Here is an 11,723-nt window from a genome sequence, read left to right as displayed (position 1 = left end):
CGATGGCAGGATCGCGAGGCCGAGCTGTGCGCGGCGGCCGCCACCCTACCCGGCTCGGACGGCGCCCCGGCCGCGCCGTCGGCTACCTGCCCGGAGCGATCGACCAGGCAACCGACAGCGTGGAGATCCTCACCGTGCCCGGTCGCCGCCGCGACTACGCGCCCCTCCTCGGCCTGCGGCCACCGGGTGCCGAATGACGCCGGCGCCACGCCGCCTGGTCGGTTCTGGGGCGGCGCCTCGGGCGGCGGCCCCGGTCTCCCTCCCGAACTGTCCGCCGGGGGATCTCCCCACGAACTACTCCGTCGCGGCGGAGCAGCGGATCACCGCGTCCCCGAAGAAGGAGCACCACCGTTCGAGGTCCCCCGCTCGGAAGGCTGCGTGCGCGGCCATGTAGGCCGGCGCGTTGGCAAGGAAGTAGAGACCCATCGGAGCGACCAGCTCGTGGACGAGGCCACGCCGACGGGGCATCACCTGCAACAGCCAGCGGCCGACCCGGCCGTTGCCGTCGCGAAAGGGATGGATCACCACCAGCTGTGCGTAGCCGATGGCCACCTGCGCCACCGGGCACAGGTCATCCCGCATCAGGAAGGCGCCGAGGTCGGCGAGGAGCCGACCGAGATCCTCAGGCGGGGGCGGGACGAACTCTGCCCGCGGCGGAGTCGGAACTCCGCCGACCCACACCGTGCCGCTTCGTACGGTCCCCCCGCCCGGCACGACGGCGCGGTGAGCACGGCGCAGCTCCGCCGGGCCCAGCTGCTCGGCCGCGACCCCAGCCGCGCAGGCCCGGGTGAAGCGCCGCAGCTGCCCGTCGCCGACCGGCCTGGAGCCTGCCGACCCGGCGGCTGACATCCTGGTCACCTGACGCGACGACAGACACTCCACGGCGAGCAGGGCCCGTACCTGCGTGCCAGTCCCCGGCCGGGCGGCAAGAGCGTCCAGCGCCCGCATGCGCTCCGCGACCGCGGTCATCGCCGGCACGCCCGCCAGCCCGGCGACGGGCTCCGGCACGACCATGTCGTACGCGGCACCGTCGTTCCACACCCGGCTGACGCGCCGTTCAGTCCCTGCCACGCACAGAGTTCGCGGCAGATCCGTCGACGGATCGCTCCGAGCCGAACATTTTCGTCACGGCACTCGGCCGCCGGCCTGCCGCCGCGGCGCTGACGTCGCGCCGCCGCCGCTGCGGCTGAGGTACGCGCAGCCCCCTGGCCACCGTCACGACCGCTGACCGCCGGCCGCTGACCGGGTCCGGTCCGGTCCGGTCCGGTCAGACGGTGACCGGAGTGGCGGGTGCCTGGATGCGCGACGGCGACCCCGCCCAGGCGGCCTCGGTGGCGGGGGCACGTTCGCCCATGGCCAGCCAGAGCTGGATCGTGACGATCCACATGATGGTCGCGCCGGCCATGTGCAGACCGACCAGCAGCGCCGGGACGCCGGTGAAGTACTGGGTGAACCCGATCGCCGCCTGAGCCAGGACCGTGAGCAGGAGGACGTTCGCGCTGCGGCGGGCCTCGGCCGGGGCGGGGGTGAGGCGGACGGCGAAGACCATCGCGAGGGTCAGCCCGGTGAGCACCATCGCGCCGTCGGCGTGCAGCTGGGCAACGTTGACGATGTCGAAGCCGAAGCGCTTCGTCTCCTCGCTGTCTCCGCTGTGCGGGCCGGTACCGGTCACCACGGTGCCCAGAGCGAGGACGCCGGCGGCGACCACCACGAGCACCCGGGCGAGCCAGGCGAGCTCCGCGCGGACCGCCAGCGGGGTCGGCCCGGCCGCCTGTCGGGCCCGCCGGTGCAGGGCGACGGCGTTGAACAGCAGGACCATCGACAGCAGGAAGTGCGCGGCCACCGTCGCCGGGTGCAGCTTCACCAGCACGGTGATCCCGCCGAGCACGGCCTGGCCGAGGAAGCCGAGCCACAGCCCGAGGGAGAGCAGGAGCAGGTCCCGGCGCTTCTCCCGGAGCAGGCGCGCCGCGATCGGCAGGGCCAGTACCACCAGGCCGACCACGATGCTGATCAGCCGGTTCCCGAACTCGATCGCTCCGTTGAGCGAGTAGGCCGCGTGCGGGGTGAAGGACCCGTCACCGCACTGCGGCCAGGTGGGACAGCCGAGACCGGAACCGGTCAGCCGCACGGCACCGCCGGTCACGACGATCGCCGCGAGCAGGACGACGCTGGCAAGCGAGAGCCGCCGGAACGCGCGCAGCCCGATGACGGGAAGCCGGCCCGAGCCGGCCATGGTGGCGTCGCCGTCAGCGCTGACCTTGCTCCGACGAGTGGTAGAAGATGGCATCGCGGCCCATGGTAATCCGCCCGCCCCGACCGGTCCGGGTGTGCACCGCCACTACCGGGGTGCCACCTGCCGGAGCCCCGGCCGCCGGGTGCGGCCCGCCGGCCGGTAGGCCATTCCCAGCTCGGCCATTCCCCGCTCGGTCATTCCGAGCTGGATCACTCCCAGCGGAACAGCCGGGACGCCAGGCCGAGCGCGCCGACGGACCAGAGGGCCAGCACGATCAGGTTCCCGGCGCCGGGTGCGGCGCCCTCGGCGAGCACGGCGCGCAGGCCGTCGGACAGCGCGGCGGTAGGCAGCGCCTCGGCGACCACCCGCATCCACCCGGGCAGCTCCTCGAGGGGGAAGACGACCCCGCCGATCAGGAGCAGCAGCAGGTAGACCCCGTTCGCGGCGGCGAGCGTGGCCTCGGCGCGCAGGGTGCCGGCCATCAGCAGCCCCAGGCCGGAGAACGCGGCGGTGCCGAGCAGGACGAGTAGGACCACCCAGCCGACCGAGGCGACCGATCCGTGCGGTTCCCAGCCGAGCGCGAAGCCGACCGCGACGAGCAGCACGAGCTGGACGATCTCGACCGCGAGGACGGCCAGCGACTTGCCCGCGAGCAGGATCGACCGGGGCAGGGGAGAGGCACCGAGCCGCTTGAGGACGCCGTACGAGCGCTCGAACGCGGTGGCGATCGCCTGGCCGGTGAACGCTGTCGACATGATGGCCAGCGCCAGCACGCCGGGGACGAGGAAGTCCACCGAGCGCTGTGCGGTGGCCGACGTCGGCAGGACATCCACCGCGGCGAAGAAGACCAGCAGCCCGATCGGGATGATCAGGGTCAGCAGCACGGACTCGCCGCGCCGCAGGGTCAGGGTGAGCTCGAGGCGGGTCTGCGCGGCCAGCATCTGCCCGCGGGACGCTGCCCCGGGGGCAGGGCGCAGGTCCAGGACGGCGCCGGCCGGGCGGCCTTCCGCCGGTCGGGTCTCGGCCAGGGGGCTCATCACTCCAGCTCCGTCCCGGTCAGATCGAGGAACACGTCCTCGAGGGTGCGCTGCTCGACGCGGAGGTCCTCGGCGAGCACGCCGTTGCCCGCGCACCACGCGGTGACAGCGGCGAGCAGTTGCGGGTCGACGGTGCCCTGCACGAGATAGTGCCCGGGCGGGTCCTCCCACCCGGTGGTGCCGTCGGGCAGCGCGAGCAGCAGGCGGCTGACGTCGAGGCCGGCCGGGGCGCGGAAGCGGAGCTGGCCCTCGGCGCCGCCGCGGGTCAGCTCGGCCGGTGTCCCGGCGGCGACGACCCGGCCCCGGTTCACGATGGCGACCTGGTCGGCGAGCCGCTCGGCCTCGTCCATCGCGTGCGTGGTGAGCACCACGGTGACGCCGGACAGGCGCAGCTCCTCGATGAGCTCCCAGGTGTCACGCCGGCCCTGGACGTCCAGCCCGGCGGTGGGCTCGTCGAGGAAGACCAGTTCGGGACGGCCGATGACGGCCATCGCCAGGGAGAGCCGCTGCTGCTGGCCGCCGGACAGCCGGCGGAAGGGGACGCCGGCGACCTCTGCCAGCCCCAGCCGTTCGAGCAGGACGCCGGCGTCCAGCGGGTGGGCGTGGTGCGAGGCGATGAGCCGGAGCATCTCGCCGGCGCGGGCACCGGGGTACATGCCGCCCGCCTGCAGCATCACGCCGACCCGTGGGCGCAGTGCCGCCGCGTCGCGCAGCGGGTGCAGCCCGAGCACACGGACCTCGCCGCTGTCGGCGGCCCGGAAGCCCTCGCAGATCTCGATGGTGGTGGTCTTGCCGGCGCCGTTCGGGCCGAGCACCGCTGTCACGGACCCGGCGGCGACCTGCAGCGAGAGCCCGTCCACCGCACGCACGTGGGTGGTGGGTGCCGGGGCTTCGTCCGGCTTGGCCTCGGTGCCGACGTCGGCGAGGGTGCTGGCGTCGGCGAGGGTGCTGGCGTCGGCGAGGGTGGCGGCGGAGCCCGGCCGGCGGGTGCTGCCGGGCGGATCGGCCCGGTCGGTCGGGCTCGAGGCGTGGCCCCGGGTGCGCTGGCGACCGCGGCGCCGCTGGGCCGGCGGGCCGGCGGGCGGCTCCGGCGCTCCCGCGCGCAGGTAGCGCGGCCGTGTCTGCCCCCCGGCCGGCGCGCGCCGGTAGGTCTTGACCAGATCGGTCACCTCGACTGCCAGGACCTCGGTCACGCCGCTGATCCTACGGACTGCGCAGCGGTGCCCGACCGGGCCGATCACACTGACCGCGCGCGGGTGGACTACCGGCGGGAGGGGGACTGCGGGGGCCGGAGCGCCGGCGGCCGGCGGCGCCCGCCGGCGGGCGCCGCCTCACCGGGATCGACCAGCGTGCCCCAGGCCACGAGCCGCTCGTAGAGGACCGCGGGAGTGGTGCTGTACAGCCGCGACAGTGACTGCAGGTCGGAGCGCCGGAGCCGCAGCACGTCCCGTGAGCTGTCCGAGCGCAGCACCTGCACGATGGCGATCCACCGGCGCAGCGGGCCGGTCCGTGTCGGCGGCAGCTTCCGCAGCCGGCGCAGGTCGATGACCAGCGGCGGCAGGTCGTCGGTCTCACGGCGCTCGACCGGCGGCGGGACGAGCAGGGTCGCCGGGACGTCGTACAGTTCGGCGAGCTCGACCAGGCGGTGCACCCGCAGGGTCCGGCTGCCTCGCTCGTAGGCGCCGAGCGTGCCGGCAGTCCACCGCCCCTCGGTGCGTTCCTGGACGTCGAGGAGGGACAGTCCGCGTCGGTTGCGGGCAGCTCGGAGGCGGCGGCCCAGTTCCAGGGCGTAGTCCGCGTCGGTCACGGTCTCCGTCCGGGGTGATGTGCGCGGCGGGAGACGCCAACCGCCCCCGGGGTACAGGTTGACAGGAATCATGGCGCGGGACAGCCACTTTTCCCAATCGGCGGCCAGCTGGTGTTGTCTTTCAGTGGGCTTCGATCGTTGCCCTGGTGTGAGGCCTCGCGCGCAGCCGGGATGGATCCCGGCCAAACGACCAGGCCAGCCGGAGTGGCGAACCGCTCAGTCGCGGTCCCAGTCGCGGGACCGCTCGACGGCGCGCAGCCACCGGCCGTACAGGTCCTCGCGCTGGTCCGCGCCCAGCGACGGCCGGTACCGGCGCGCGGTGCGCCGGAGGGCGTCCAGCTCCGCGCGGCCCGCGTACAGGCCGGTGGCGAGCCCGGCGAGGTAGCCGGAGCCGAGCGCGGTCGTCTCGGTGTTCTCCGGGACGTCCACCTCGACTCCGAGGATGTCGGCCTGGAACTGCATCAGCCACGGGTTGCGGGCCGCGCCGCCGTCCGCGCGCAGCTCGGTGACGGTCACGCCGGCGCCGGCCGCCATCTCCTCGACGACGTCCCGGGTCCGGTACGCGATGGCCTCCAGCACCGCCCGAGCCAGGTGCGCGGGGCTGGTGGCGTGGGTCAGGCCGATGATCATCCCGCGGGCGCGGGGGTCCCAGTGCGGTGCGCCGAGCCCGGCGAGCGCGGGGACGAAGTAGACGCCGTCGTTGCCCGCGAGCGATCCGGCCAGCTCCGCGGTCTGCGCGCTGTCGGAGATGACACCGAGCCCGTCCCGCAACCACTGGACGGCGGAGCCGGTGGACAGGATCGCGCCCTCCAGCGCGTAGGTGAGGGGCTCGCCGTCGAGCCCGAACGCGACCGTCCGCAGCAGCGACGTCTGCGGCGCGGGCGGCGCCGTGCCCGTGTTGACCAGGACGAACGAGCCGGTGCCGTAGGTGTTCTTGGCCTGGCCGGGCGCGAAGCAGGCCTGGGCGAACAGCGCGGCCTGCTGGTCGCCGACGACCGCGGCGATCGGCACCTCGACACCGAGGAAGGACTCGGGATCGGTGTGGGCGTAGACCCGGGAGCTCGGCACGATCTCCGGCAACGGCTCCGCGGGCAGGCCCAGCAGCTCCAGCATCTCCTCCGACCAGGTGCCGCTCGCCAGGTCGAAGAGCATCGTGCGGGAGGCGTTGGTGACATCGGTCAGGTGGACCCGGCCACCGGTCAGCCGCCACACCAGCCAGGAGTCGACGGTGCCGAAGGCGATCCGGCCGGTCTCGGCCGCCTGCCGCGCACCCGGCACGTTCTCGAGGACCCAGGCCGCCTTCGTGCCGGCGAAGTAGGGGTCGAGGACCAGACCGGTGCGTTCCTGGACCAGGGCGGCATGGCCGGCCGCGGCGAGGCGCTCGCACGCGGCGGCGGTGCGCCGGTCCTGCCAGACGATGGCCGGGTACAGCGGGCGCCCGGTCCGGCGCTCCCACAGCACCGTGGTCTCGCGCTGGTTGGTGATGCCCAGCGCCGCCAGGTCGGCGGGGCGGCGGCCGGCGTCCGTGAGGGCGTCGGCGACGGCGCCGACGACGCTGGCCAGCAGGTCCTCCGGGTCCTGCTCGACCCATCCGGGCCGGGGGAAGGACGTCTCGACCGCGCGGTATCCGCGACCGACGACCGTGGCCTCGGCGTCGAGCAGACAGACCGTGGTGCCGCTGGTGCCCTGGTCCACTGCCGCGACAAGCATGTCCGAGTCCCTCCGCCCACGGGCCGTCCGGTCATCGTCGCCCTGCGTGCCGCCTGGTCACCGCGCCGCGCCGCGCCGGCCCGCACCGCGCCGCGCCGGCCCGGCGCGTCCCGGACGGTCCGACCACGGTAGTGGGGCCCGCCGGTCAGGACAGGGAGGAGAGGTCCACGGAGCTCGTCGGGGCGGTGATCGAGACCGCGGCGTCGTAGTCGGAGAACTCCATCCGGCCCTCCTCGCCGTCCAGCATGTCCACCCGCAGCGGGACGGGCTCGCCGGTGTTCGCCGCCCAGAGGCGGGTTCCTCCCGGACTGCCCGCGGCCACGGCACGGCGCCCGCCGACCTCCTCGGTGGTCACCTCACCGTCGAGCGCCGCCACGTACTCGCCGAGCGCCTGGACGAACCCCTCGATGCTGAAGAAGCGGTACTGGGCCGCCGCCTCCGTGGACAGCCGCACCCACTGGTCGGCCAGCAGCTCCGCGGCGTCACCCTCGCCGATCGACTCGTAGTACTCGCGACTGCCCTTGGTGAAGGTGTCGTCGTCCACCTTCACCAGCTCGGCGACGATCTGCCCGGAGGTCACGGTGCCGCGGGCCGACGAGCCGGCCATCACCAGGTCGTAGGTGGTCGTGCCGTCACTGGACGGGTCCTGGACGGTGCCGAGGACGCGCACGCTGCCGGCGTCGCGCAGCGCTTCCACCGACCGCGTCCCGACCTCGGCGGGGGAGGCCTTCTCCAGGCCGTTGGTCTCCGTGCCGCCGCCGCAGGCGGTGACGCCCGCAGCCGCGACGGCCAGGGCGACCGCGGCGACGGCGCCGCGCCAGGGGAAGGCCAGCCGACGGCGTGCCCCCGGCCGGGCTGCCCCCGGCCGGGCTGCCGGGGTGCCGGCCTGTTCCGTGCCTGCCAGGCTGGTGGCGGCCATGACCGCGCCGCCGGGGCCGATCGTGCGAACCGTCCGCATCTCGCAGCACCTTCCCGTACGTCGCATGCCGCCCGAAAGTGTCCCATCCCGGGCGGCGCGTGCTGCGTGGCGGGTGGGTCACAGCCGGCTCCGAGGCAGGCTGCGGCACCGAAACCGCGGGTCACGAGCGGGGTCGATCACGGTGCTGTGTCGCGGATCCGACGCTGTGAAAGAGATCTCCGGACGGTCGGGTGATCTGCGGCTCCTCGGTTCGACCGCGTCACGGAAATAGGGCACACTGGTGTTGTGAAAAGCGGGCAGGAGGTTCCATCGGGCGTGGCCGACGGCCGCACCCGGGACCGCGTCGTCCGCCTCCTGCTCGAGCGCGGCCCCTCCACGGCAGCCGATCTCTCCCACGAGCTCGGGCTGTCGCCCGCAGCCGTCCGCCGTCATCTCGACGCGATGACCTCGGACGGCACGATCACGACCACCTCGACCGGGGTGCGTGGTCCTCGCGGGCGGGGCCGCCCGGCCCGGCGCTACACGCTCACCGAGGCCGGGCACCAGGCCGGGCCGACGGCCTACTCCGACCTGGCGGCCGGCGCGCTGCGGTTCCTCGCGGACGCCTGCGGCCCGGAGGCGGTCGCCGAGTTCGCCCGGGCCCGCGGAGTCGATCTCGAGCGCCAGATCCGCGACGAGGTGGTCGCGGTTCCCCTGGCGGAGCGGCCGGAGGCGATCGCCGCGGCCATGACCCAGGCCGGGTACACCGCCAGCGTCTCCGAGCTGCCGACCGGCACCCAGATCTGCCAGCATCACTGCCCGGTGCAGCACGTGGCCGAGCGGTTCCCGGCGCTGTGTGAGGCCGAGACGGAGATGCTCGCGCGACTCCTCGACACCCACGTGCAGCGGCTGGCGACGATCGCGCACGGCGACGGCGTCTGCACCACCCATATCCCGGTGATCCCCGTGGAGGCGATCACGGTGCTCCCGCCCGTCGGGAGTGCCGCGGCAGCCGAGTCCACGCCATCGCCGGGTGCATCGCCCGACACGGCCTCGTCCGGGTCCGGGCGGACATCACAACCATCCTCATTTTCGGAAGGTTCCCTATGACCACCTCTGCCGAGACCGCCCTTGAGGGCCTTGGCTCCTACCGGTTCGGCTGGGCAGATGCGGACGCCTACGCCGTCGACGTGGAGCGCGGCCTCTCCGAAGCAGTTGTTCGCAGCATCTCGGCGAAGAAGAACGAGCCATCCTGGATGATCGACCTGCGGCTCAAGGGGCTGAAGCTCTTCGAGCGCAAGCCCATGCCGACCTGGGGTGCGGACCTGACCGGGATCGACTTCGACAACATCAAGTACTTCGTCCGGTCGACGGAGAAGCAGGCCGCCGAGTGGAACGAGCTGCCGGAGGACATCCGGGCCACCTACGACCGGCTCGGCATCCCCGAGGCGGAGAAGCAGCGGCTGATCTCCGGCGTCGCGGCCCAGTACGAGTCCGAGGTCGTCTACCACAAGATTCGTGAGGATCTTGAGGAGCAGGGTGTCATCTTCCTCGACACCGACTCGGGCCTGCGTGAGCACCCGGAGATCTTCCAGGAGTACTTCGGCTCGGTGATCCCGGTCGGCGACAACAAGTTCGCCGCGCTGAACACCTCGGTGTGGTCCGGCGGCTCGTTCATCTACGTCCCGCCGGGTGTGCAGGTCGAGATCCCGCTGCAGGCCTACTTCCGGATCAACACGGAGAACATGGGCCAGTTCGAGCGGACCCTGATCATCGTTGACGAGGGTGCGTACGTCCACTACGTCGAGGGCTGCACGGCACCGGTGTACTCGTCCGACTCACTGCACTCCGCGGTGGTCGAGATCATCGTGAAGAAGAACGCGCGCTGCCGCTACACGACCATCCAGAACTGGTCGAACAACGTCTACAACCTCGTCACGAAGCGGGCCGCCTGCCACGAGGGCGCCACCATGGAGTGGATCGACGGCAACATCGGCTCCAAGGTGACGATGAAGTACCCGGCGGTGTGGATGCTCGGCGAGCAGGCCCACGGCGAGGTGCTTTCGGTCGCCTTCGCAGGTGAGGGGCAGCACCAGGACGCCGGCGCGAAGATGGTGCACGCCGCGCCGCGGACGTCGTCGAAGATCGTGTCGAAGTCCGTGGCCCGCGGTGGCGGCCGTACCTCGTACCGTGGCCTGGTCCAGATCAACGAGGGCTCGCACGCCTCGCGGTCGTCGGTGAAGTGTGACGCGCTGCTGGTCGACACGATCAGCCGTTCCGACACCTACCCCTATGTCGACGTCCGTGAGGACGACGCCTCCATCGGGCACGAGGCCAGCGTCTCCAAGGTCGGCGAGGACCAGCTCTTCTACCTGATGAGCCGCGGCCTGTCCGAGGACGAAGCGATGGCCATGGTCGTGCGCGGCTTCATCGAGCCGATCGCGCGCGAGCTGCCCATGGAGTACGCCCTCGAACTCAACCGGCTCATCGAGCTCCAGATGGAAGGCGCAGTCGGCTGATGGCCGTCATCGATGCCACGGGACGCCCCCCGGCCCAGGCCGGCGCGGCACCGCGTCCCGTCCGGTCCCGTGACCCCGAGGACCACGTAGTACCCGGCGGCAGGGAGGAGGCGTGGCGGTTCACCCCGCTGCGCCGCCTGGGCGGCCTGCTGAACGGGCCGCCGAGCGACACCAAGATCGACGTCTCGGTCGCCGCGCCGGACGGCGTGGAGGTCGAGCGGCTCGCCGCCACCGACTCCCGGATCGGGCGGGTCCTGACCCCGTCCGACCGCCCTGCCGCGTTCGCCATGGCCCGCGCGGACGGTGGGGTCTCTGTCACCGTCCCGGCCGAGGCGGCGCTGACCGAGCCGGTCATCGTGCGCCTGCACGGTGACGGCGGGGTCGCCTACGAGCACGTGCTCGTCGAGCTCGGCCCGTTCGCCTCCGCGACGGTGGTGCTCGACCACACCGGCAGCGCCGCCTTCGCCGGCACCGTCGAGGTGTTCATCGGCCACGGCGCCGCGCTGACCTTCGTCACCCTCCAGGACTGGGCCGACGACGCCGTCCACCTGGGCTCGCACGCCTTCTCGGTGGGCCGGGACGCCCGTCTGCGGTCGTTCACCGTGACCCTCGGCGGCGACCTCGTCCGGCTCAACTCGACGGTGGAGTACCGCGGGCCCGGCGGCGACGCCGAGCTCTACGGCCTGTTCTTCACCGACACCGGCCAGCACCAGGAGCACCGCCTGCTGGTCGACCACCAGGCGCGGAACTGCCGCAGCCGGGTCGTCTACAAGGGCGCCCTGCAGGGCGCCGGGGCGCACGCGGTGTGGGTCGGCGACGTGGTGATCGGTGCCGACGCGGTCGGTACGGACACCTACGAGCTGAACCGCAACCTGGTGCTCACCGACGGCGCCCGCGCCGACTCGGTGCCCAACCTGGAGATCCTCACCGGCGAGGTCGTCGGCGCCGGTCATGCCAGCGCGACCGGGCGGTTCGACGACGAGTCGCTGTTCTACCTGATGTCGCGCGGCATCCCGGCCGACGAGGCACGCCGGCTGGTCGTCCGCGGCTTCTTCGCCGAGATCGTCGACCGGATCGACATCCCCGAACTGCGTGAGCGGATCATGGCGCGGGTCGAGGAGGAGCTGGCGGCGGTGGGCGTATGACCACACCGAGCAGCACAGGCTCCGCCGGGACCACGGCGGGGTCCTCCTGGCGGCGCGCCTGCGCCGTCTCCGACCTGGCCGACGAGTCCGCGCTCGGCGTCGAGATCGACGGTGAGCCGGTGTGCCTGGTCCGGTCGGGCGGCCGGTACTACGCGGTGCGGGACGAGTGCTCCCACGCCGAGGTGATGCTCTCCGAGGGCGAGGTCGAGAACGGCCTCATCGAGTGCTGGCTGCACGGCTCCCGGTTCGACCTGACCACGGGCGAGCCGACGAGCCTGCCGGCCATCGACCCGGTGCCCACCTACCCAGTGACCATCGACGGCGACGACGTCCTCGTCGACCTTCACACGAACCCGAAGCGAGGGTGACGACAG

The 11,723-nt window shown here is 73.1% G+C and carries 12 protein-coding genes; 5 read left to right on the top strand and 7 right to left on the bottom strand.

Going from position 1 to position 11,723, the window contains the following annotated elements; genetic code table 11:
- The first annotated feature begins 26 nt into the window (after positions 1–26).
- Positions 27–197 (top strand): hypothetical protein, encoded by a 171-nt coding sequence (locus AB1460_RS04570; RefSeq protein ID WP_368959317.1) that lies wholly within the window; start codon positions 27–29, stop codon positions 195–197.
- Between the two features lie 97 nt (positions 198–294).
- Here AB1460_RS04570 and AB1460_RS04565 read toward each other — a convergent pair whose 3' ends face one another.
- The 7 genes from AB1460_RS04565 to AB1460_RS04535 all read right to left on the bottom strand — a co-directional run bounded on the left by AB1460_RS04565 (position 295) and on the right by AB1460_RS04535 (position 7,745).
- Positions 295–1,071 (bottom strand): Fic family protein, encoded by a 777-nt coding sequence (locus tag AB1460_RS04565; protein ID WP_368959316.1) that lies wholly within the window; start codon positions 1,069–1,071, stop codon positions 295–297.
- Positions 1,072–1,267: 196 nt separating this feature from the next.
- Entirely contained in the window at positions 1,268–2,233 is a 966-nt protein-coding gene (locus AB1460_RS04560; RefSeq protein ID WP_368959362.1) for a COX15/CtaA family protein, read from the bottom strand.
- Between the two features lie 209 nt (positions 2,234–2,442).
- The gene (locus tag AB1460_RS04555) at positions 2,443–3,270 is read right to left on the bottom strand and encodes an ABC transporter permease (RefSeq protein WP_368959314.1); all 828 of its coding nucleotides are present in this window, start codon (positions 3,268–3,270) and stop codon (positions 2,443–2,445) included.
- Positions 3,270–4,463 (bottom strand): ABC transporter ATP-binding protein, encoded by a 1,194-nt coding sequence (locus AB1460_RS04550; protein WP_368959313.1) that lies wholly within the window; start codon positions 4,461–4,463, stop codon positions 3,270–3,272. Before AB1460_RS04550 ends, AB1460_RS04555 begins: the two co-directional genes overlap by 1 nt.
- 68 nt (positions 4,464–4,531) lie before the next feature.
- Positions 4,532–5,077 (bottom strand): helix-turn-helix domain-containing protein, encoded by a 546-nt coding sequence (locus AB1460_RS04545; RefSeq protein ID WP_368959312.1) that lies wholly within the window; start codon positions 5,075–5,077, stop codon positions 4,532–4,534.
- Positions 5,078–5,293: 216 nt separating this feature from the next.
- Entirely contained in the window at positions 5,294–6,787 is a 1,494-nt protein-coding gene (gene glpK, locus AB1460_RS04540; RefSeq protein WP_368959310.1) for a glycerol kinase GlpK, read from the bottom strand.
- Positions 6,788–6,932: 145 nt separating this feature from the next.
- Positions 6,933–7,745 (bottom strand): hypothetical protein, encoded by an 813-nt coding sequence (locus AB1460_RS04535; RefSeq protein ID WP_368959309.1) that lies wholly within the window; start codon positions 7,743–7,745, stop codon positions 6,933–6,935.
- 276 nt (positions 7,746–8,021) lie between these two features.
- Here AB1460_RS04535 and AB1460_RS04530 point away from each other — a divergent pair, with 276 nt between their 5' ends.
- Genes AB1460_RS04530 through AB1460_RS04515 form a run of 4 tightly spaced genes read left to right on the top strand, consistent with a single transcriptional unit; the run spans position 8,022 to position 11,717 of the window.
- The gene (locus AB1460_RS04530) at positions 8,022–8,795 is read left to right on the top strand and encodes a helix-turn-helix transcriptional regulator (protein WP_368959308.1); all 774 of its coding nucleotides are present in this window, start codon (positions 8,022–8,024) and stop codon (positions 8,793–8,795) included.
- Positions 8,792–10,204 (top strand): Fe-S cluster assembly protein SufB, encoded by a 1,413-nt coding sequence (gene sufB / locus AB1460_RS04525; protein WP_368959307.1) that lies wholly within the window; start codon positions 8,792–8,794, stop codon positions 10,202–10,204. The genes AB1460_RS04530 and sufB overlap by 4 nt, the downstream gene beginning before the upstream one ends.
- The gene (sufD, locus tag AB1460_RS04520; RefSeq protein WP_368959306.1) at positions 10,204–11,349 is read left to right on the top strand and encodes a Fe-S cluster assembly protein SufD; all 1,146 of its coding nucleotides are present in this window, start codon (positions 10,204–10,206) and stop codon (positions 11,347–11,349) included. Before sufB ends, sufD begins: the two co-directional genes overlap by 1 nt.
- The gene (locus AB1460_RS04515; RefSeq protein ID WP_368959305.1) at positions 11,346–11,717 is read left to right on the top strand and encodes a non-heme iron oxygenase ferredoxin subunit; all 372 of its coding nucleotides are present in this window, start codon (positions 11,346–11,348) and stop codon (positions 11,715–11,717) included. The genes sufD and AB1460_RS04515 overlap by 4 nt, the downstream gene beginning before the upstream one ends.
- The last annotated feature ends 6 nt before the right edge of the window (positions 11,718–11,723 follow it).

The sequence above is a fragment of the Parafrankia sp. FMc2 genome (genome assembly GCF_041008525.1).
GTDB lineage: Bacteria > Actinomycetota > Actinomycetes > Frankiales > Frankiaceae > Parafrankia.
Note: the sequence above shows the minus strand (reverse complement) of the source record. Positions and strands in the feature narration are given on the sequence as shown.

What these genes read in the sequence shown, in the direction of transcription:
- AB1460_RS04560 (WP_368959362.1), bottom strand. Translation starts at nt 2,233, where the DNA reads ATGGCCGGCTCGGGCCGGCTTCCCGTCATCGGGCTGCGCGCGTTCCGG.
- AB1460_RS04555 (WP_368959314.1), bottom strand. Translation starts at nt 3,270, where the DNA reads ATGAGCCCCCTGGCCGAGACCCGACCGGCGGAAGGCCGCCCGGCCGGC.
- glpK (WP_368959310.1), bottom strand. Translation starts at nt 6,787, where the DNA reads ATGCTTGTCGCGGCAGTGGACCAGGGCACCAGCGGCACCACGGTCTGT.
- AB1460_RS04535 (WP_368959309.1), bottom strand. Translation starts at nt 7,745, where the DNA reads ATGCGGACGGTTCGCACGATCGGCCCCGGCGGCGCGGTCATGGCCGCC.
- sufB (WP_368959307.1), top strand. Translation starts at nt 8,792, where the DNA reads ATGACCACCTCTGCCGAGACCGCCCTTGAGGGCCTTGGCTCCTACCGG.
- sufD (WP_368959306.1), top strand. Translation starts at nt 10,204, where the DNA reads ATGGCCGTCATCGATGCCACGGGACGCCCCCCGGCCCAGGCCGGCGCG.
- AB1460_RS04515 (WP_368959305.1), top strand. Translation starts at nt 11,346, where the DNA reads ATGACCACACCGAGCAGCACAGGCTCCGCCGGGACCACGGCGGGGTCC.